Source organism: Enterococcus sp. LJL99 (assembly GCF_054871725.1).
In genome coordinates this window covers 1-21767 of the sequence record NZ_JBTXLT010000011.1, presented here as the reverse complement: position 1 = coordinate 21767, position 21767 = coordinate 1, and the positions used below count along the sequence as shown (strand labels likewise).

The 21767-nt window shown below is 34.5% G+C and carries 16 protein-coding genes, 14 tRNA genes and 1 riboswitch; of the genes, 3 read left to right on the top strand and 27 right to left on the bottom strand.

Annotation, left to right across the window (positions count from 1 at the left end; genetic code table 11):
• Positions 1-30: 30 nt before the first annotated feature.
• From allD to allC, 3 genes are all read right to left on the bottom strand, one after another.
• Positions 31-1092 carry an ureidoglycolate dehydrogenase gene (gene allD / locus ACYSNW_RS14555; RefSeq protein ID WP_461745661.1) on the bottom strand — a complete coding sequence of 354 codons (1062 nt, stop codon included), beginning with the start codon at positions 1090-1092 and terminating at the stop codon, positions 31-33.
• Positions 1093-1109: 17 nt separating this feature from the next.
• The gene (gene allE / locus ACYSNW_RS14550) at positions 1110-1895 is read right to left on the bottom strand and encodes a (S)-ureidoglycine aminohydrolase (RefSeq protein ID WP_461745659.1); all 786 of its coding nucleotides are present in this window, start codon (positions 1893-1895) and stop codon (positions 1110-1112) included.
• A gap of 144 nt (positions 1896-2039) precedes the next feature.
• Positions 2040-3272 carry an allantoate deiminase gene (gene allC, locus ACYSNW_RS14545; protein ID WP_461745657.1) on the bottom strand — a complete coding sequence of 411 codons (1233 nt, stop codon included), beginning with the start codon at positions 3270-3272 and terminating at the stop codon, positions 2040-2042.
• A 527-nt stretch (positions 3273-3799) separates the two neighbouring features.
• Here allC and ACYSNW_RS14540 point away from each other — a divergent pair.
• Positions 3800-5413 (top strand): PucR family transcriptional regulator, encoded by a 1614-nt coding sequence (locus ACYSNW_RS14540; RefSeq protein ID WP_461745656.1) that lies wholly within the window; start codon positions 3800-3802, stop codon positions 5411-5413.
• A 205-nt stretch (positions 5414-5618) separates the two neighbouring features.
• On the opposite strand, the gene ACYSNW_RS14535 is transcribed toward ACYSNW_RS14540, so the two are convergent.
• The 6 genes from ACYSNW_RS14535 to ACYSNW_RS14510 form a co-directional block, all read right to left on the bottom strand.
• Positions 5619-6413 (bottom strand): alpha/beta hydrolase, encoded by a 795-nt coding sequence (locus ACYSNW_RS14535; protein ID WP_461745654.1) that lies wholly within the window; start codon positions 6411-6413, stop codon positions 5619-5621.
• 91 nt (positions 6414-6504) lie between these two features.
• On the bottom strand, positions 6505-7980 hold the full coding sequence (locus ACYSNW_RS14530) for an MDR family MFS transporter (RefSeq protein WP_461745652.1): 1476 nt from the start codon (positions 7978-7980) through the stop codon (positions 6505-6507).
• 146 nt (positions 7981-8126) lie between these two features.
• Positions 8127-9314, bottom strand: coding sequence for a methionine adenosyltransferase (gene metK, locus ACYSNW_RS14525; RefSeq protein ID WP_461745650.1), 1188 nt, complete (start codon positions 9312-9314; stop codon positions 8127-8129).
• A riboswitch (SMK box riboswitch) is annotated at positions 9312-9400 on the bottom strand. (Overlaps the previous gene by 3 nt.)
• A 289-nt stretch (positions 9401-9689) precedes the next feature.
• Positions 9690-10121 carry a hypothetical protein gene (locus ACYSNW_RS14520; RefSeq protein WP_461745648.1) on the bottom strand — a complete coding sequence of 144 codons (432 nt, stop codon included), beginning with the start codon at positions 10119-10121 and terminating at the stop codon, positions 9690-9692.
• A gap of 340 nt (positions 10122-10461) precedes the next feature.
• Positions 10462-12096 (bottom strand): peptide ABC transporter substrate-binding protein, encoded by a 1635-nt coding sequence (locus ACYSNW_RS14515; protein WP_461745825.1) that lies wholly within the window; start codon positions 12094-12096, stop codon positions 10462-10464.
• A gap of 23 nt (positions 12097-12119) precedes the next feature.
• Positions 12120-12437, bottom strand: a complete 318-nt coding sequence (locus tag ACYSNW_RS14510; RefSeq protein ID WP_461745646.1) for a cupin domain-containing protein — start codon at positions 12435-12437, stop codon at positions 12120-12122.
• Between the two features lie 345 nt (positions 12438-12782).
• Between ACYSNW_RS14510 and ACYSNW_RS14505 the strand changes: the two genes are divergently transcribed.
• Together ACYSNW_RS14505 and ACYSNW_RS14500 are read left to right on the top strand one after the other, a co-directional pair.
• On the top strand, positions 12783-13496 hold the full coding sequence (locus ACYSNW_RS14505; RefSeq protein WP_461745823.1) for an ABC transporter ATP-binding protein: 714 nt from the start codon (positions 12783-12785) through the stop codon (positions 13494-13496).
• Positions 13489-15066: a hypothetical protein gene (locus ACYSNW_RS14500; protein ID WP_461745644.1), complete on the top strand. Its 1578-nt coding sequence runs from the start codon at positions 13489-13491 to the stop codon at positions 15064-15066. The genes ACYSNW_RS14505 and ACYSNW_RS14500 overlap by 8 nt, the downstream gene beginning before the upstream one ends.
• Positions 15067-15548: 482 nt before the next feature.
• On the opposite strand, the gene ACYSNW_RS14495 is transcribed toward ACYSNW_RS14500, so the two are convergent.
• The 18 genes from ACYSNW_RS14495 to ACYSNW_RS14410 form a co-directional block, all read right to left on the bottom strand.
• Entirely contained in the window at positions 15549-16034 is a 486-nt protein-coding gene (locus ACYSNW_RS14495; RefSeq protein WP_461745642.1) for a nucleoside deaminase, read from the bottom strand.
• A 17-nt stretch (positions 16035-16051) separates the two neighbouring features.
• The gene (locus tag ACYSNW_RS14490) at positions 16052-16816 is read right to left on the bottom strand and encodes a tyrosine-protein phosphatase (protein WP_461745640.1); all 765 of its coding nucleotides are present in this window, start codon (positions 16814-16816) and stop codon (positions 16052-16054) included.
• Between the two features lie 299 nt (positions 16817-17115).
• Positions 17116-17946, bottom strand: coding sequence for a histidine phosphatase family protein (locus ACYSNW_RS14485; RefSeq protein ID WP_461745638.1), 831 nt, complete (start codon positions 17944-17946; stop codon positions 17116-17118).
• Between the two features lie 140 nt (positions 17947-18086).
• Positions 18087-19517 carry a 6-phospho-beta-glucosidase gene (locus tag ACYSNW_RS14480; RefSeq protein ID WP_461745637.1) on the bottom strand — a complete coding sequence of 477 codons (1431 nt, stop codon included), beginning with the start codon at positions 19515-19517 and terminating at the stop codon, positions 18087-18089.
• Positions 19518-20117: 600 nt separating this feature from the next.
• Positions 20118-20189: transfer RNA gene (locus tag ACYSNW_RS14475), tRNA-Glu, on the bottom strand.
• 10 nt (positions 20190-20199) lie between these two features.
• Positions 20200-20273 (bottom strand) — tRNA-Ile (locus ACYSNW_RS14470).
• 19 nt (positions 20274-20292) lie between these two features.
• Positions 20293-20363 (bottom strand) — tRNA-Gly (locus tag ACYSNW_RS14465).
• 13 nt (positions 20364-20376) lie between these two features.
• A tRNA-Phe gene (locus tag ACYSNW_RS14460) sits at positions 20377-20449 on the bottom strand.
• 15 nt (positions 20450-20464) lie between these two features.
• Positions 20465-20538 (bottom strand) — tRNA-Asp (locus ACYSNW_RS14455).
• Between the two features lie 62 nt (positions 20539-20600).
• Positions 20601-20674, bottom strand: a tRNA-Met gene (locus ACYSNW_RS14450).
• A 37-nt stretch (positions 20675-20711) separates the two neighbouring features.
• A tRNA-Ser gene (locus ACYSNW_RS14445) sits at positions 20712-20801 on the bottom strand.
• An 11-nt stretch (positions 20802-20812) separates the two neighbouring features.
• Positions 20813-20884: transfer RNA gene (locus ACYSNW_RS14440), tRNA-Glu, on the bottom strand.
• Between the two features lie 250 nt (positions 20885-21134).
• Positions 21135-21222: transfer RNA gene (locus ACYSNW_RS14435), tRNA-Ser, on the bottom strand.
• 31 nt (positions 21223-21253) lie between these two features.
• Positions 21254-21327: transfer RNA gene (locus ACYSNW_RS14430), tRNA-Ile, on the bottom strand.
• A gap of 4 nt (positions 21328-21331) precedes the next feature.
• Positions 21332-21402 (bottom strand) — tRNA-Gly (locus tag ACYSNW_RS14425).
• An 18-nt stretch (positions 21403-21420) separates the two neighbouring features.
• A tRNA-Asp gene (locus tag ACYSNW_RS14420) sits at positions 21421-21494 on the bottom strand.
• 62 nt (positions 21495-21556) lie between these two features.
• Positions 21557-21630: transfer RNA gene (locus tag ACYSNW_RS14415), tRNA-Met, on the bottom strand.
• A gap of 37 nt (positions 21631-21667) precedes the next feature.
• Positions 21668-21757, bottom strand: a tRNA-Ser gene (locus tag ACYSNW_RS14410).
• Positions 21758-21767: the final 10 nt, after the last annotated feature.

Genomic DNA, 21767 nt, shown 5'->3' with positions numbered 1-21767 from the left:
TCTTTTCCCTCCAATTTCGGCTAATTACTTCTAAGCAAAACTACTACTATTTTCGTATTTATCGTTATGAATCACATCACTCTTTAAATAATCATAGACTGATGTTACTACTGGAATTCCATTTTCTCGATTTTCGGCCGCGACTTTTTCTGAAAGTTCACCGGGATAAAGAACTTCTTTAAACCCATCAGCTGGTGCAATTTCATGAATTTCATCAATCATTTGTGATAATTGTTGCTTAAATTGATTAATATCAGTAAAGTTCGCTGGATTAATCACAATGTGTAATTGACCTAAATTGCGTTTTTCTGTCAAATCATTGTACATAGATGTCACATGTTTTCCAAACGGCAAGCCCAATAATGGACCTGAAAGAATATCAATCATCATCATTAAGCCATAACCTTTTGGACCTGCAATCGGTAACAAGCCTTTTACAGCATAAGGATCAGTCGTTGGCTTCCCTTCACTATCAACTGCCCACGTATCAGGGATTTGCATATTTTTACTTCTAGCATCAATGATTTTCCCCCAGGCTTGAACGGTCGTTGCCATATCAAAAATAATAGGTGTGTCATTTGCAGTTGGAGCAGAAAAAGCGATTGGATTGGTTCCAAAAAAGTTTTCTGTTCCGCCAAATGGTACGACCATCGGATCTGACTGACAAACAGAAATTGCAATCAAATCTTGTCTCGCCGCACGATCGACATAATACGAAAGCGTGCCGCTATGTCCCATACGTTTGATCCCAACAACACCGATTCCCGTTTCTTTTGCTAAACGAATCGCTTCATCCATCCCTTTTCTTGAGGCGATATGACCAATCGCATTATCCCCATGAAAAATGCCAGCACTTGGACCTGTTTGCTCAAAGCGAAAGTCTGGATCAATCGTCGTACCGCCTTTCGCAATTCGTTCTGCGTAATACTCGACCCTCACAGCTCCATGTGAATGAATTCCTCTTTCATCGGCAAACACTAAATTATTCGCTACTTCTTCTGAGTGATCTTCTTTCAAACCAGCGGCGATCAGTTTTGCTTTAATAAGTTGCTTTAATTCGCCTGAATTAATTCGAATAATTTCTTCTGACATACTATATTCTCTCCCTGCTATAATTCAACGTCTCGATTACAATCTTTTGAATAAAGATAAGATAATGGTTCATCACGCCCTACAGCGTAACAAGCTTGCAAGCTGTATGCTCCCATAAAGATGTAATCGCCTTTTTCTACTGGAATCCAGCGATTATCAAGATTATACATCCCTTGCCCTGAAAGCAAAATCGCTCCATGCTCTTGAACGTGTGTTTCAATATATCCATGTGAAGCTCCAGGTTGGAAACTTAAAATATGGAAATTCATATCAAAATCAATATCTTTTGGTAATAAATCAACCAATTGTACATCGGTCATTCCTTCATATGACTCACTTGATAATTCATTTACATTGCCAACCACAGTATAAGGTTGTGCGCCATCTAATGATTGATATTTTTTCTTATATAAGAAAATTTCAGTATTTTCTTTCGTATCATTTCTAAATGAAATTGTTTTGCCAGGAGGTGCATAAACATAGCCACCGGTTTCAAGTGAATAACAATCTTCAGCCACTTTAACTTGCAAATCCCCTGAAATCACATATAGAAAAACTTCAATATCAGCCCCGCCAAAACCAAGTTCATTTTTGCCATCTGGCAATACAGTACAACTATAATCAACAAAACTTGCCCCTAATTTAGGAGAGCCCAAAATCGAAATTTCACAATTTTCAAATCCAGGAACAACATTTTTTACTAGTCCTTGTGGCGGAATTAACGCAAAATTACCTCGTTCGATTATTGCTCTTGATGCTAACAATTTATCAGAATACCCTACTTCGTTCGTTCTATAACCCATTTTTATCCTTCTTTCTTATTTTTTGATTGTCTAATTACTTTCATAGAAATATAGTCACATCTAAAAAGATAAATGCAACACATAAAAACAAACCCTTTTCATTTTTAACGATTGAAACAATTATCCCCCATTGCTTACTTTCCCCTATTCTTCGTAAGCAAGTTTGTAAAGCGATGCACTTAATGCTTTTACGCCTTCAACTAAATCCTTAGTTAACGTTGCCTCGGCAGGATTATGACTAATACCTTTGATACTTGGAACAAATAACATCGCAGTCGGCACGAATTGAGCGAATATTTGCGAATCATGTCCAGCTCCACTATGCATCAAATGATAATCTAATCCGGCTTCTTCACACGCAGTTTCTAATATATGAACAATTTCGTTTGACATTGGTACAGGTGATTCATTCATCCAACAATCAATTGAAATCTCTATCCCCATCTCTTTAGATATTTCTTCCATATCAGCTTCAATTTCTTCTGTAAAGCGCGCCAAAGCTTTTTCATCTGTATGACGGCAATCAATTGAGAAAGTCACTTTTCCAGGAACCACGTTTACAGTATTTGGAATAACTTCTACATGTCCAAAAGTTAATACAAGTGGATCGCCTTCATTAAACGCTTTATCAATTGACTGACTCACGATTTTGCTGTAAGCATAAATCGCGTCTTTTCGGTATCCCATCGGGGTTGTTCCTGCATGATTTGCTTCACCAGTTAAAGTCACTGTATATCGTTTTTGCCCAACAATGTTATTAACCACGCCAACAGGTTTCCCTAAACGCTCTAGTACACTTCCTTGTTCAATATGAATCTCGACAAATGCCTTGATATCTGAACGAACTTTCTCACTAGGATTACGGAAGTCAAAACCAGACTCTCTCATGGCATCAACAAAACGAACCTCTTGGGCGTCAGACGCCTCTTCAACATCTGCTTGATTTGCAAGTCCCCAAATGTTTTTACTCCCCCAAAAAGCATATGGAAAACGACTGCCTTCTTCTTCTGCCATTGAGACAATCTCTAAGCTTCTCAAAGGCTGTCCATAAGTCTCTTTTAAGTGAGCAACAGCTAAATACGCGGCTAAAATACCAAATTGACCATCTAAACTACCGCCATTAACAACTGTATCTACATGTGAGCCAGACATAATCGTTTCATCTGGATACTTGCTACCTTCTAAACGACCAAATAAATTTCCAACGGCATCAAATTTTGTTGAAAGTCCAAGATTCTCAAATTTTTGCTTTAATCCATTTTGCGCAATTCGCCAGTTTTCGTCATATAACAAGCGACTGGTTCCACCTGTAGGATCACTACCAATCGCTGAAAGCCAACTAACATGTTCTTCTACTTCATTAAAAAGATTATCCATTTCGCTGCCTCCTATTAATTCTATAAACTTATTGTAAGCGTTCACTGAACAGAGTTCATTAGTTAAATACGACAAGATAAAGTTTTTTTTTTGTTCACACTAAACAAAACTGTTTTTCACAGAAAAAGCAACTAATATCAAGAAAAACACTCATTATTCGTTCTAAAATTCACAAACAAATCTATTTATCGTATAATTTATTATTAAAAATAAACAATAAAACATGCCCTCCTTATCAAAAGGTACATTGCACTCAAATCCATCCTATGCTACCATATAAATAACGAGTTTGAAGAAATAATAGGAATTAATTTTTCTTTTGTTGAATCCTTAAAAAATTGAATCATACAGTTGAAAAATGAAATAAAAAATAACAATTCTCTTTAAGACAATTCAGTTTCCAACTTATTTTATTTATGACAAAATAACTGTAATTAAAGACAACTCGATTATTTTAAGAAATCAGTCTGCCGCTTTTTTATAAAATAGCTTGTCACATGTATTAACTTAATTGGAAGGATATTACTATGGCCACACTTAAGGAAATTCTCAAAACACCACGATTTTCTGAATTAAAATTATTAAATAAAAATGCTAATATTGATGTACCAATAGATACAATTGAAATCTCAGAAACACCCGATGCAGCGAATTTTGTTCCAGCAAACACGTTGTTGATTACAACGGGTATGATTTTTAAAGACGATCCACTAAAACTTTGTCGGTTTATTGATAGCTTGCACTCCTTACCTTCTGCTGGTTTAGCAATTAAAGTAGGGCGATTTCTTTCTGAAATTCCTCCTGAAGTATTAGCCTATGCAGATTCACTTAATTTCCCACTGATTCAAATCCCCATGGATCGAACATTAGGCGATATCTCACATAAACTCTTAAGCTACATCTGGCATGATCAAACAGAACAAGTCTTTGTAGCAATTGAAATTCAGCAAAAATTTGCTAATCTGATGATCAAAGGAGCTTCGATCAACACATTAATTAATCAACTGAGTTCTATGATTAAACAACCGATTTTATTACTTGATTCTCTAGGTGAAATTTCTTCTATTAGTCAACACTTTGCGATTTCAAGTTTACTTATAGAAGAAAAAAAACAAGAACTGATTCAAAGATTGCAAAAAATTCAAAAAGAAAAGAAAAAACAATCGTTTCTTTTTGAGTTAGCACCCAATAAAAATATCTTAGTGACCGTTTTTCCAATCGGAATTGAAAACTATTTTCCTAATCTATTGGTGATATTCAAAGCAGAGCAACTCCCTTACCCACTCTCTCAATTCGTAATTGAACAATCTTTGACCGTTCTTTCTCTATCACTTTATAAAGAACAAACCTTAAAAAATAAAAAAAGAGCAGATCGACTTATTCTATTTTCAAATCTATTAAAAAACGATAGTTCTTCTGATAATACACAAATCATGGACTATCAACATTTTTTCAACCCATTAAATGGAAACTATTTTCGAGCTGTTTTTATCAATCATATTATTCCTGAAAATAGACAATATTATTCTAGAGAAATCGATACGATTGCTTATGAATTCATTTTGACATTTTTAAAAAGAAACCATCACGAAGTTTTGCTTTTCCCCACTAATGAGGCGAATCAATATGTCTTACTATTTCAAAATAAAGAAATAGATTTGATTACCTTATTAGAAAACTTACATTTTCTGATTCAAAAGTTACTAGCTACTTCCATGCAATTTGGGATTGGCGACCCGATCAATAAGCTAGAGCTATTTCACTTTTCTGTTAGCGAAGCGAAGGAAACAGTGGAATCAAACACTTGTGATGATGCATATATTTTTTATAATAAGATTCAAGGAATCAAACGAATTGCCGAAAATGTCTCTGAAGAAGAGATGGTTTACTTCTGTAAATCGATTTTAAAAGACTTAGCTTATCCTGAAAATTCAAAAGATTTAGAATTACGTAAAACATTGGCGACTTATTTAGATAATCAATGTGAAATTACAGAAACGGCTGAAGCCTTATTTGTTCATCGTAATACGGTCAAATATCGAATTGATAAGTGTCGTCAATTATTTGGCCAAGCTGTGGAATCACCAGAATTTTCTTTACAGTTACGCGTAGCTTTATTCTTATCGGATTTAGAAAATTGAGTTAAATACTCAAACAGATATTTAATTTCATTGAGCTCAATTAAAATAACTATAGAATTTTTTTTAAAGTAAACATGGCCAGAAAAACAAGTAGATAAATAAAACAAACATCTATGGCAGCTTTCAAAGACGCTCCCATAGATGTTTGTTTTCACCATGTATTTTAAATCAAAGATATTTCTTTACATTTATAACTAGCTCTTAATTAATTTTGTGTTTCAAGCGGTAACCAAGCCAAAACACGTTGAATCCATTCATCCCAAAAAATCCAATTATGGTCTCCTGGTCCGGTCTCAAATTGATGATCAATTCCTTTTTCAGTTAGCACTTCGGAAATTGACTTACTAGCAGACAGTAAGAAATCATCTTCTCCACAACAAAGAAAAATCTTAGGCGGTTCTTTCCCATCTTCTATTAGTTGATCAATCAAGAATCTTGGATCATTAACCGAACCCTTAAGGTCTTCAAATGAACCAAAAATTCCTTGCCAGTATTTTTCTCCGCGAATAGATAATAATGCCTCTTCATTTCCAGCGATATCTACGGCTCCTGATAAGGAAGCGACTGCCGCAAATTTTTCTGGTTTTGCTAAAGCTAACTTGAATGCACCATAACCACCCATCGATAACCCTGCTACAAAAGTTTTTTCTCTTCTAGTTGTTAATTGTGGAAATAATTCATGACAAATTTCAGGTAATTCTTCAGAAATAAACGTCCAATAATTCATATCATAGGTGGTATTTGTGTACCATCCTAAGTCAGTAGATGGCATAATAACAGCTAATCCTAAATCTGTCACATATCTTTCAATCGAAGATTTTCTTTCCCAAGACGTGTGATTTCCTCCCATCCCATGAAGCAAATAAAGAACAGGAACATCTGTTGAATGGCCTTTAGAACTTGTTCCAACAATTTTTTTCGTTGTTTGTGGTAAGATCACAGTCAAACCTACATCTATTTCCAATACATTTGAATATACAGTTGCTTGTAATACAGCCATCGAAAATCCCTCGCTTACTTTTTTATTTTATTGTATCATTAACACGTTTATTTTTCTTAGATAATTTATATAAATTCATTCAGGCACTGACTTAGCTACTTTGATTCACAGTGGCTTTGTCTTTGTAAACTAGATTCAAAAGAATCGCTACAATAACTAAAATCAACCCGACTAAATAAACCATATGAAGTCCATTGTATAAAAATCCTCTAAGTGGAGTTAATAATTCAGGTGCAATAGTATTAGCCGTGTGTGGATTAACTAGCTGATTTAAAATATCTGAATCCACTTCTAGTGAACTATTAGCTAGTGAATTTTTAGTCACTGTATTTAAAATCACACCAAAAATCGATACCATTAACGTTTGTCCAATCGTTCTTGCCAACGTATTAAAAGAAGTAGCTACGCCCATTTCCGAATGATCTACACTACTTTGAGCAGTAACCGTGGTAGTTGTTACCGTTATTCCAAAACCAACTCCTAAAACAGCTGAAATAGCAAAAAACCAAATAAAAGAAACCGATACAGGAACAACAGCTAAAAATAGACCTCCCAATAAAGTAATACTTAGTCCAATTAATAAAACACTTTTAGTAGATTTTTTTTCCATTAGATAACTCGCTATAAAAGAACCAAACATCCATAAAATAGACATTGGCGCTAACACCAATCCGCCGATTGCAGCGCTTTTTCCTAAAACGCCTTGCATCCACATAGGAACATAAACCTCAACACCCATTACAAAACCACCAATCAAGGCAGCAACAATATTAACAATTACAAATGTTGAATTATTGAATAATGATAAATTGATAACTGGATCTGCCACTCTTTTTTCGATCATAATAAAACCGAAAATGAAAACAATCGAGGCAACTAAACACAGAATCACATTGATGTTAAAACCACCTTCACTGATCATCTGAAATCCTAATAATAACGTCAACAATACCAACATCAGCAAGATACTTCCTTTAATATCCATCGGCACTGAGGATTTTTCTCTTTTTGGCTCTACTAAAAAGTAAGCAATCATACCTAATAATACTAGTCCAATTGGCACATTGATAAAGAAAATCCAATGCCAACCAACTGTATCAACAATAAAACCACCAGCAAGCGGTCCAAAAACACTAGCTATTCCCCATGCCGCACTGTTTAATCCTAAAATTTTTGCTCGTTTGTCAATTGAATAAATATCACCAATGATTGTCAATGCTACAGGCATAATTGCACCAGCTCCTACACCTTGAATTGCTCGAGCAACAATCAAAGTCATCATGTTTTGCGCAAATCCACACAATGAAGAACCAATAATAAATATAATAATTCCAAGTATAAAAATCGGTTTACGACCAATTTTATCTGCTAATTTCCCATAAATCGGTGTCAACATAGCATTAGTTAATAAGTAAATTGAAAAAACCCAATTCATAATTTCCATTCCATGTAATGAACCAACAATTGTTGGCATCGCAGTTGATACAATTGTTCCTTCGATTGCCGTCATAAATGTTGCAATAAAAACACTAGCAGTCACTAGCTTAACATTCGTTTTTCGTTCCATTTTTCCACTTCCTTAATTCCTATTAAATTTTCACTTTTATTCGCAGTTGTCTTCTCTTTTTCTAACGAATGTTGTAACCTATTTTTTTCTTTCTTAACCTTCGCAACAAAATAGCGCTGTTAATTTACATTAACAGCGCCGCCTCTTTAATCCTTCAAACTAGCTTTTAAGGCTTCAACTTTATCCGTCTGTTCCCAAGGTAGTTCGACATCTGTACGACCGAAATGACCATATGCAGCCGTCTGTTTATAAATTGGACGACGTAGGTCAAGCATTTCTATAATTCCTGCAGGACGCAAATCAAAGTTTTCTCTCACCGCTTCAATCAATCGACTTTCAGCTACTTGACTTGTGCCAAAGGTATTGATTGAAATCGAAACTGGTTGAGCTACGCCAATCGCGTAAGCCAACTGAACTTCTACTTTTTTTGCTAAACCTGCAGCGACAATATTTTTAGCAATATAACGAGCAGCATAACTTGCAGAACGATCTACTTTCGTTGCATCTTTTCCTGAAAATGCTCCGCCGCCATGACGCGCATATCCTCCATAAGTATCAACGATAATTTTCCGCCCTGTTAATCCTGCATCCCCTTGTGGTCCACCAATAACAAAGCGTCCAGTAGGGTTAATAAAATATTTGGTTTGTTCATCTAACCATTCAGCTGGAATCACTTCATCAATCACTAATTCTTTCATATCTTTTTGAATCTGTTCTAACGAAGTATCTTCATCATGCTGTGTACTGATTACTACGGTATCCACTCTTTTGGGTTTCCCATCCTCATCATACTCAACAGTTACTTGTGATTTAGCATCTGGTCGTAAATAAGTAAGTGTTTCTTCTTTACGCAACTCTGCCAAACGACGAACAAGTTTATGACTTAAAGAAATCGGTAATGGCATCATTTCTGGTGTTTCATCGATTGCAAAACCAAACATCAAACCTTGATCGCCAGCTCCAATATCTTCTTGTGATTCTTTTTCACCACGTGTTTCTAACGCATCGTTAACTCCTTGAGCAATATCGGGTGATTGTTCATCAATCGCTACTAAAACAGCTACAGTGTCTCCATCAAAGCCGTACTTTGCTCGAGTATAGCCGATATCTTTCAACGTTTGTCGAACAATTTTTTGAATATCTACATACGCTGTTGTAGAAATCTCGCCAAAAACTAAGACTAAACCAGTTGTGACACTCGTTTCACAGGCTACTCTAGCTTGTGGATCTTGCGTTAAAATTGCATCCAAAATCGCATCACTGACTTGATCCGCTACTTTGTCTGGATGTCCTTCAGAAACTGATTCCGAAGTAAATAAATGTCTCTCTGTCAAATTTATTCCCCCTAATTCTATTCGGTTACAAGGCATCTTTACTTGATTTGATTTCAAGCAAATCCTTTCGGGAACTTGTAACAGTACCAGTATAACAGATTCCTATCGAAAAAACTTGATTTAAAGAATAAAAACCTGAAAAATCAAAAAGATTCATTAAGGTAAGGACGAAAGTAACGCTATCGGAAATAAGCCTTTTATCTCAATCTCCTCATTCACGAATGGTATAAAAAAATGAGCAACTGCTAAGTCCATAAAAATAAATCGACAATCTTTGAAATAAACGAAATTCAAAAATCATCGATTTATTTTTATAGCGTTTTACTACTTGTCCACTTAGCTATTCACAAAAATAAAAAAAAGAAAATAAGTTCATTATAATTTGTGGACACTATGTGCTGTTTGAATCCCTCCACAAGCTGCTTTACAAGCTTGATTGATCAAGTTAAAAGAAGACTCTTTATCTTGTAAGCCTCTTTTGTATTGGGAATGATCGGATACTTCACATTGCTCACTCAATGCATCGAACCAAAAAAAGACGCCTGACTTGTAGGTGTCTAATCCTTCTAAAAGAATACGAATCGATTCATTATCTGGATATGAGTCTAATGCTTTTTTAAAAGTTGCTTCTTCCGCAAAAAAACGATTCACATTGTTTCTACAAAAAAGATACGTGTCTTTTTTTCGTTTATTTCTTGCTTGACTACAGCTATTTTCCTGTACTTCTTTAGACACTGCATCGAAAATTTCATTATATACCTCAACTCGTTGCATTACCGACAAAATAATATCTGTATAACTGAGCATACTTTTCTTCCCTCCAATATTTTCAGTAAAAATTACTTTCTTATATTCATTATAAGCTCACTTAAGAAATTATATCAAGAAATAAGCTAATGAAATAACTATTTTTTGTCTATTATTTCATCCCAGTTAAAAAAAAAGAAAAAAACCTTACAAATCCTTGGATTGTCTAGTTTCTCACTTTTATTAATTAATTTAGAAAAATATGTTTATTATAACAAAAAAACTAAAGTTTATCAGAATTTGATTACACAATTCGATAAACTTTAGTTTTATATCTTTTTATAAAAACTAGCACTTTGTTACTTTACAAGATTCCTTTTATTTCCTCTTCAATCAAAAACTAATTTGCTTCTTTATAAACATTTTTTAATGTTAATGGTGCAGCAAATGTATGATAGTCCATCCCTTTGACTTGCGGATTTTGTAAAACAGATTGTTGATTTTGACTAATTACAATCATTCCTGCAGTAGTTTCAATCATCTCTTTTTCTGCTGCAATCAATGTTTCCCAACGTTTTTCTAAATCTGTCGCATAAGTCATTGTTGCATCGTCCAATAATGTATCATACGCCGGATCAGAATAATTACGATTATTTCCTGAACGCATCGTATTTAAAGTAGAAATCGGATCTTGATAATCAGGTGTCCAATAAATCAAGAACATATCGTAATCACTATCTTTACTTAAATTCAACGCTGTTTCAGTTGGTAAGGCAGTCAATTGAATGGTTAGCCCTGGGAATAAATCTTGTAAACTCCCTTGAATACTTTCTCCCATTTTTTTGTAAGAGCCATCATCTGTCACCATTAAATCAATTGTTACTTTTTCACCTAGCTCGGCTTGAGCTTTTTTCCAATAGCTAACAGCTTGTTCTTTATCATAGCTCATAACATCGCCAGCTTCTTTACGGAAGTCTTCACCCGTTTCAGGATTGCTAACAAAGCCTTCTGTCACTGCGCCATTCAAAGGTTTTGAACCATCAGCAATAATGTTATTAACTAAGTTTTCTTTGTCGATTCCTAATGCCAACGCTTTTCTTAAGTTTTCATTTTTTAATGGCGTATCTTTACCGTTTCGTTTTTGATTTAAACGAATATAGTTCATTGTAGCTGTTGGATATGAATGGAAATCAGGATTATCTTGATTTTGTTTAGCAATCTCTCCATTGATTGTTGCAACATCTAATTGACCATCTTCAAATAAATTTAAAGCTGTCGAAGCTTCTTTGACTACTTCGTAATGAATTTGATCTGATTTTACATTTTCTTTATCCCAATATTTTTCGTTCTTCTTTAAATCCCAATTCATATCTGTCTGTTTCCAATTTTCGACAGTAAATGGGCCATTATATACAACATCTTCACTAGAAGTTCCGTAATCTGTCCCTTTTTCTTCAACTACTTTTTGATTTTGTGGGAAAAATGTTGGGAACGCCAATAATGAAGTGAAATATGGTTTTGCTTCAGTTAATTTTATTTCAAGTGTATAGTCATCTAACGCCTTAACACCTAACTCATCTACCTTTTTTTCACCCGCAGAAATTTCAGCTGCATTTTCAATTGTATCAACAACTAAAAAGCTATAAACTAAACCATTTTTAGGATCAATCATTTTTTTCCATGCATATTCAAAATCTTTAGCAGTAACTGGATCATCATTGCTCCAAACAGCATCTTCTCTTAATTTAATTGTGTATGTTTTTCCATCTTCAGAAATTTCAGGTAATTCTTTGGCTACAGCCGGAATTGTTTTATCGTCTTCATCTAATGAGTAAAGACCTTCAAATGCTGCGGTTTGAACGATTGCATCTGGAAAATCTAACATCACTGAAGTATCTAAACTCGTTAATTCTGAAGCTGACATCAAACGTAATGGTTCGATTTCCTTTGTTGAATCACTTTTTCCTTTCCCACATCCTGAGATAATCATTGCCGCAAACGCAAGCCCCAGCATGCCCTTTACTATTTTGTTCATTTTCATCTTCTTTTCTCCTTCAATTATGTTCTTTCTACCAATAACCAAACAACAACAACTGGCTCTTCTCCATCGTTATAATTAATATGTCCTTCGCCAGCTTCAATCAACTGCGCATCACCCGGTTTAGCTAATAAATCTTGTCCGTCTTCTAAAATTGTATGTGCTTCTCCAGAAATTACATACGAATACTCATCCTGCTGATGGCGAGCAAAGCCTTCTTTAGGACTTTTTTCACCCGGTTGTAAAGTAATCAAGCCCATCTGAACATTCTCATTTGGCTGATTATCAGCATCAAAAAAAATATTCATTGCTTGAGGCAACGTTGGTTTTATTATCATTTTTTTTCACTCCTTTTTGAACCATTATTTTAAACTACATTCACTTAAACGTTTATTCATTTTCCACAACATAAATAAACGTTAAACGATTTGTTTTAATCTCGACTAATTACTCAGTAGCAACTATTCAATTCAAAAGTCTTTTGTTTTAACTTTTTGGTTCCTTTTAGTATTATCTCTTTTTACTCTCTTAAAATCAATATTTATTCAGAATATTTGCATTTTTCAATTTATTTCTTCATTTTCTCTGTTATTTAGTCTCTTTTTCTGCTTGCAATAATCTTCTTTTGTATTATAATGATTAATACAAACAATACAAAAAAAGGAGTGACTCTTATGGTGGCAATTTTATCTATTAAGCAGTTATCTAAAAAATATTCTAAAGAAAAATGGGCAATTAATGATTTAAATTTAGAGATTGAAGCAGGCGATATTTTTGGCTTTATTGGTCATAATGGTGCAGGAAAAACAACAACCATTCGTTCAATCATTGGAGCATTATCCTTTGATCAAGGCGATATTTTGATTAATGGACAATCAATCCAATCTGAGCCTATTTCCTGTAAACAACAGATAGCATACATTCCCGATAATCCAGATCTTTATGATTATCTGACAGGTATACAATATATAAATTTTATAGCAGATATGTACAATGTTTCTGAACAACTTCGTAATAAACGAATAAAATCTTACAGTGAACAGCTTTCAATGACGGATTATTTAGGAAATCCAATTGCTTCTTATTCTCATGGAATGAAGCAAAAGTTAGCTATTATTTCAGCTTTTGTCCATCAACCAAAACTGCTAATCATGGATGAACCCTTTGTGGGATTAGATCCAGAAGCTGTTTATATCGTTAAACAAATGTTAAAAGAACTTTGTCAAAATAACAGTGCAGTCTTTTTCTCAACGCACGTTTTAGAAGTAGCAGAAAATTTATGCAACAAAATTGGTTTAATCGATCATGGAAGGTTAAAAAAGGTTGGCTTGACGGATGAAGTTCGAGCTGGTAAAAACTTAGAAGAAGTTTTTCTGGAGGTAACAACGCATGAATAAATTACTGTTTTTATTACGAATACAGGTAATCAGCTTCTTTCGTTTAAATAAAATGAATTTCAGTGGAAATAGCAAAGAACGAAAGCGCTCAATTCTTTTTTTACTAAGTCTATTGCTTGGATTTATTTTGATTGAAAGCTATTTTTGCAGTATGGTTTATGGTTGGATTTTGATGGGAATAACACTTTCTATCCCTTCATTATTGGTATTTTTAACAGGAATGATTTGTTTTATGCTAACTTTTATGAAAAGTAGCGGACTCCTTTTTAATTTTAATGACTTTGATCTATTGATTGCTTTACCTATCTCACCGAGATTATTATTACTAAGTCGTTATTTATTTGTCTACTTGATGAATCTAGGGATTGCTTGTCTGAGTTTTTTTATCCCGATGATTGTTTTTTGGATCCAAAGCTATTTTTCACTGCTCTCATTGATAATTACTTTGGGAGTTACAATTTTGCTCCCGATACTTCCAATAATTGTTGCAAATTTAATCGATCTGCTTCTTTCTTATTTAGCTAGCTATTTTCGTCATACCAACTTAGTCATTATTCTTTTTAATTTTTTATTGATTTCTTTGTTGATGCTGGGGGCAATCTTTTTAAATTCAAATAGTTTTTCACAATTAAAAGAAGATTTTACTAGAATAATCAACGAAAGTATTCCTTTAGCCTATTTTTTACAAACAACAATTATTCAATCTAATTGGTTTAATTTCATAATTATGGCTTCAATTTCTCTAATTAGTGGTTATATTTTTATGCTCGGATTGGGAAAATGGTATCTTGCCTTAAATAGTCGTTTCTCAGCCAAACAAGTATCAACGAAATTCCAGTGGAAACCTACTCAAAAAAAGACTCCACTTTTTGCTTTATACAAAAGAGAGTGGGCGCTCTATTTATCTAGTCCAATTTATGTTATCAACACTGCTTTTGGAAGTCTATTACTTTTAGTAACTTCGCTTCTTTTATTATTTTTCCCTATCAATAAATTAGAAAAAATGCTTGAAATTACTAATTTAGTAAAACTGATTCAGCCTTATCTATTTATACTTCCAGTCATTCTATCTGCCTTTTTAGTTCTTTCAACAACTACAGCTTCCACTATCAGTATTGAGGGGAAAAGTCGTTGGCAGCTATCGATATTGCCAATCTCACTTACTAAAATTTATCAAGCTAAACTATTATTGCAATTAACTATTACTTTACCAGTTATCTTAGTGAGTGGTCTCTGTCTAATGATTTCGTTATCACTCTCAGGTATTTGGTTCATTTTCTTGTTATTAATACCGATTGCTTCTGTTTTATATTGTGGATTATCGGGCTTATTAATTAATTGCTGCTATCCTATTTTTAATTGGACAAGTGAACAACAAGTAGTCAAGCAATCTTTAGCCATTTTACTTACGCTATGTTCAACTATTTTTATGCTTATATTTAGTGTTTCATTTATCATTTTCTTACCATTTTCAAAAATATTAGGTCTCAGTTTATTAACACTTATTTTATTGGTAAGTTCTTTACTATTATATCACCGAGTTCTTACAAAAAATCCATTTTTATTTTGACTAATTAAACAGAGAATCTGGATAGCGATAAACGCCAAGAGCTAAGTGGGTAAGATCCGAATCACTTCAGTTTTCGGAAATAACACAGAAAACGACAACTCACGAACATGACAAGAAACACGAAAGGTTTCCATTCGATGTTGAATGGCTCCTATCTGGTGTTTTTCATACTTTTGTGAGTTGTCGCTTATTTTATAAGATTGGAACAAAAGCGTTTGTCCGGTTTTAAAAGATAAAATAAAAGTATTTTTTACTTTTGTCTCACGCACAGTTCGGATTGCCTGTTGTATAACTGGCTGATTGTTTCCATAAGAGTTTCTTTTACTCCCACTATTCCTCTCTACAATGAGTAATAGCTTGAAAATTAGCGATATTCTGATTGCTTTATGGCGTTTGTTTTTGAGAAAATAAAAACAACTTTTGCTTCAACAGCCTCTTTTTTATGGGTGAAATCTTTCGGAAAAAACTTATTATACTTAACTTTATGATTTCCAATAGCCTGCATGAACCATACTAGCTTGTTTTTCGACTTCTGGAAATGGCCCGATAACAGCTATTTTTTTCTGTCCGTGATTTAAAATTTCTTTAGTTGGCAAATCAAATGTCGGATTTTGTGCATCATTACCTGTTAAAGTTAGTAATCGTTTTTCTGTCATTGCATAGACAATAGTACCGATATTTGCCCAATAAATAGCGCCTGTACACATAGCACATGGTTCAGCTGTTGTATATAATAAACAATCCCATAAGAACGCCTTACTATATTTTTGTGAGGCTTTTGCAGCCAAGGTCGTTTCAGCATGCCCTGTACAAATTGATTCAGTAATTTCAATATTCTCTTGTTCTAAAAGAATTTCTCCTGCTTTATTTGCTAGTAATGCGCCAAATGGAGTATTTCCATGAACTCGAGCATTTTCCGAGATTTCGATGCATCTTTTCAACAATTGAATATGCTTTTCTCTATTCAAAAAAGTCACCTCTCCTATTATTTACTGATAAGAAATCGTTCATGCATCTCATCTTTCATTGACTTATCTACTCCAATTGCATTGCTTAAATACTGATTGATTGATCCATAGTGTTGATTGACCGTTGCGTAAAAGGCATCTAGATACTTACTATCGACATTTAATGCAATATTCAATGCATCCAATGCACTTGCTTCCAAGTGAGCTTTTTTTGCTTGCTCAATAATTGCTGCATTTTCTTTTTGTCTAAGTTGGTTCGTTTTCAGATAATCTTGATAGATTAATGTTTCTGAAACGTCTAATGATTCCAAAATCAGAGCAGCGCCAATCCCAGTGCGGTCTTTTCCTGCAAAACAATGGAACAAGATACTTTCTGTAGATTGTAATGAAAGAATTTCTTCAAAAAATTTGTAATATCCTTTGATTGCACTTTGATCTAGTGCAATTTGTTCGTATAAATTTTCCATGTATTTTTCAGCATTTTCAGGAGAACCAATTTTAATAAAATCCTCTACAGAAGCTCCTTCATCATGAATATCTGCCAAGATATCAATATGTACATAGTCAGTATTAGGAACCAAAACATCTGGTCGATCTTTTACTTCTTCATCACTTCTAAAATCGATAATCTTTTTTAAATGATAAGTTGTTTCTAATGTTTCTGCTGCGCTGGTTGACAGAGATGATAAATCACCTGAACGAAGGAATACACGTGGACACACTTCTTTTCCTGCTTTATTTTGAATTCCGCCAATGTCTCTAAAGTTTGTGATAATTTGCATTTTCTACACCTCATTAAATTTTAGTTTTTTAATTATGCTCAAAACTCATTTTTCAGACAAACGCTAAATTTATCTATACTTAAATTATACACAAGAATTCTAAATAAAAAAAAGAATCCTCGGTAAAAATAATGGCATTCTCTTTTTTTTTAATAAAAAGACAACAATTGATAAAAGTCTATAATATTAAAAAAATCAATTTACGGTTATGTGAATGGAAAAAATTGATACTTCGTTCCAACCCCACTATTGTAAATTGATTTTTTATTTTTACTAACAAATTGATTTTAATTTATTAATTACTTAGTCGCTTCTTTTTTCCCAGCTTCAACGTAACTCAAATCATTGACTTCTCCCAATGAATATTTACCATCTTTGTATTTGATAATCGATACGCTGGCATTTTTCAAACCACCTTCAGGTATTTTAAAATCATCAGATATCGTATCTAGTAAAGCAGAAATACTTAGACCATGAGAAGCGATCAAAACATTTCCACTTCCATCATTGTTCTTCATTTCTTTAGCTACAATCTCATCTAAACCTTCTTTTAAACGAGTGGTGATTGTTTTATAATCTTCAGCTGGCCAATTCAATCCTTCTTCATCTCTGCCTTTATCCAATTTTGCTACACTGTTAGCAAATGATTCTGGTGTCATATTTTTCATAAATTCTTCCAAAGTCACACCTTGATCATCTGCAATATCTTGCCACATCGTTTCATTTAAATCACCTTCATATGTACCAAAATTAAATTCTCTTAATCTTGGATCTGTGATCACTTTCATATCCGGAGTATTTTTATTTTCTTTAATAATTAAATCAGCCGTTTGAATTGCGCGACCACTATCACTACTATATGCATTTTGGAAACTGATATCTTTTAAGCCAACACCACAAGCAGTGACTACTTCTTCTCCTGCTGGTGTTAACACTGCATCTGACCATCCTTGTACTCGATCCGTCGTATTCAACATTGTTTTTCCGTGTCTAACCACATACAGCGTTAGTTCTTCTGGCACCTCTTTTTCAGTTGACTCTGATTTTTTAGTAGATTCGCCATTACCACAAGCGCTTACAAAAAACAATCCCATTAATAAAACAGATACTACTTTTACCATTTTTTTCATTTTTCTATTCCTCCATTTTTTTATTCTATTTAAGTGCTTTGAAAAGCATCTCAAATTTATACCAAACATTTTTACACTCTCAAAGGAGGTTGAGCTGCCAATTTCAATTATTGACAGACTCATCCTTCTTATTATAGCTATTAATTACTTAAATCTTCACCATTTGTTGCAATCACTTTTTTATACCAATCAAATGATTTTTTCTTCGAACGTTTTAAGGTTCCATTTCCTTCATTATCACGATCGACATAAATAAAGCCATAGCGTTTTTTCATCTCACCAGTTCCAGCACTTACTAAATCAATACAGCCCCAAGTCGTGTAACCTAAAAGATCCACACCATCTTGTTCAACCGCATCTTTCATTGCTTGAATATGCTCAGCTAAATAAGTAATACGATAATCATCTTCTACATAACCATTTTCATCTGGTACATCAACAGCACCTAAACCATTTTCTACAATAAACAATGGTTTTTGGTAACGATCATATAAATCATTCATAGTAATACGAAGTCCTAGTGGATCAATTTGCCATCCCCATTCGCTCGCTTCTAAATATGGATTTTTCACAGAAGCAAAAATATTGCCGGCTGTTTGCTCATTTATTTTTGGATCAGTAGACTCGACTCTAGAAGAGTAATAAGAGAATGAAATGAAATCAACTGTATGAGCTTTTAGCAATTCTTCATCGCCATCTTCCATCACGATTTCAATTCCTTGACGTTCCATTTCCTTAATCGCATAAGTTGGATATTCTCCACGAGATTGAACATCAATAAAGAAATAATTCTCTCTATCTGCTTTTTTAGCTGCCCAAACATCTTCTGGTTTACAAGTATATGAATAGTTTGTTCCTGCAGCTAACATACATCCAACTTGATTTTCAGGATCGACTTCGTGCGCAATTTTAGTCGCAATCGCACTTGCTAGTAATTCATGATGTGCTGATTGATATTTTACTTGCTCTTTATTCTCACCTTCTTCAAAGTAAAGGCCTGCCCCCATAAAAGGTGCATGTAAAATCATATTGATTTCATTAAATGTCAACCAATATTTGACTAATCCTTTATAACGATTAAAAATAACTCTACATAGGTTTTCATAAAAGCCAACCATTTTACGACTACGCCAAGCGCCATATTTTTCCACCAAATGCATTGGACAATCGAAATGAGTAATTGTTACTAATGGTTCAATACCATGTTTATGGCATTCCTTAAATAGGTCTTCATAGAATTTTAATCCTTCTTCATTTGGTTCAGCTTCGTCTCCCAATGGGAAGATTCGACTCCATGCAATTGATAAACGATAAGTTTTAAAACCCATTTCACCAAACAAAGCAATATCTTCTTTATAATGGTGATACATATCAATTGCTTCTTGTGCAGGATAAAAATGATCTTCATCAAAATTGAACATTTTCATTTCACCAGTGATTACTGGGAAACGATCTGGACCTACTGGAGCTAAATCAACATTTGCCAAACCTCGACCGCCTTCGTTATAGCCTCCCTCACATTGATTAGCAGCAGTTGCGCCACCCCATAAAAAATCTTTTCTAAATGCCATGTATAGTTCCTTCCTTTCGACCAAATAGTATAAAGTTCTCGCCACACTATCCAATCTTTGATTATTATATTACCCCTGTGATTAGTATAACTTATACCGTTGCTATTTACTTTTGTATTTCAACAATATTAGTCACTTTACAGGGGTTTCAACCCTAAAATCAAAATCTTTGATTGCTCTAATTGCAAAAGTTAAAGAAGTTGGGACAAAAGTGATTAGCTCTTAGAAATTGTTATAGCCGAAGCGCAGCGTAGTAGCTACTTTTGCACCACAGTTTGTTAGGTTTAAAAGTGCTTTTAACTTTTGTCTCAGCCACACTTCTTTAATCTATCTTACAATCCAATTGCGTATTTTTTAAGATCAAGCGTATTCCTTAAGAAGACAAATAGTCTTTTAAGAAAAAATAAAACCTAACCTTTTCAAAAAGAAGGAATCTATCCTCCACTTTAAAAAAATTAGGTTTAGCTTGTAATTAAACAATAACTATCCATTTATTTACTTATTAAATTATACTTAAAGATTACAATACAAAAAAGATTTTGTCAACGTTTTCAATAAATTTAAAAAAAGAACTTAACAAACGATTGTTAAGTTTTAAAATGACCCGTACGGGAATCGAACCCGTGATACCGCCGTGAAAGGGCGGTGTCTTAACCGCTTGACCAACGGGCCTATTCAATTATGGGCCTAAATGGACTCGAACCATCGACCTCACGCTTATCAGGCGTGCGCTCTAACCAGCTGAGCTATAGGCCCTAATTAATAATTAGAAAAAAGCGGGTGACGAGAATCGAACTCGCGACAACAGCTTGGAAGGCTGTGGTTTTACCACTAAACTACACCCGCATATTTTCAAAAATGGCGCGGGACAGAATCGAACTGCCGACACATGGAGCTTCAATCCATTGCTCTACCAACTGAGCTACCGAGCCAAAGTACAAAACTAACGGTCTGGACGGGACTCGAACCCGCGACCTCCTGCGTGACAGGCAGGCATTCTAACCAGCTGAACTACCAAACCAATTTGTTTTATGCTTATCTATTCTTTTGTACTTCTACCAAATATAATAAAATATTCAGTAATTGCGGGGGCAGGATTTGAACCTACGACCTTCGGGTTATGAGCCCGACGAGCTACCTGACTGCTCCACCCCGCGATATTAGTATAACTGAAAATCACAATGATTATCAGAAAGGAGGATAAGGGATTCGAACCCTTGCACGGTTTTACCCGCCTGACGGTTTTCAAGACCGTTCCCTTCAGCCGGACTTGGGTAATCCTCCATATTATTAAATGACCCGTACGGGAATCGAACCCGTGATACCGCCGTGAAAGGGCGGTGTCTTAACCGCTTGACCAACGGGCCATAAATCATATTAGTGTTATCGTGAAACAACAACTGACTAACGACAAGTAATACTATAACAATTTTTTCTTTTTTCGTCAACCTTTTTATAACAATAAAATGATTTTTTTATTGAATGAATAATCAATAAAATGTTGACTACAGTAACCCATTATTGAGGTAATCGATATCAAAAGATAACTTCAAACAACTTAAAAAGCAAACATTTAAAACTAACAAACAAAAAGAATCCTTTTTTAGGATTCTTTTACGGAGAAGGAGGGATTTGAACCCTCGCGCCAGTTTCCCGACCTACACCCTTAGCAGGGGCGCCTCTTCAGCCACTTGAGTACTTCCCCAAGATTGAAAAATCTTATTATTTATTGATAATGGGCCTAAATGGACTCGAACCATCGACCTCACGCTTATCAGGCGTGCGCTCTAACCAGCTGAGCTATAGGCCCATAAAGCGGGTGACGAGAATCGAACTCGCGACAACAGCTTGGAAGGCTGTGGTTTTACCACTAAACTACACCCGCAAAAAACATTATTACTAACGGTCTGGACGGGACTCGAACCCGCGACCTCCTGCGTGACAGGCAGGCATTCTAACCAGCTGAACTACCAAACCAATTTGTTTTATGCTTATCTATTCTTTTGTACTTCTACCAAATATAATAAAATATTCAGTAATTGCGGGGGCAGGATTTGAACCTACGACCTTCGGGTTATGAGCCCGACGAGCTACCTGACTGCTCCACCCCGCGATATTAGTATAACTGAAAATCACAATGATTATCAGAAAGGAGGATAAGGGATTCGAACCCTTGCACGGTTTTACCCGCCTGACGGTTTTCAAGACCGTTCCCTTCAGCCGGACTTGGGTAATCCTCCATATTATTAA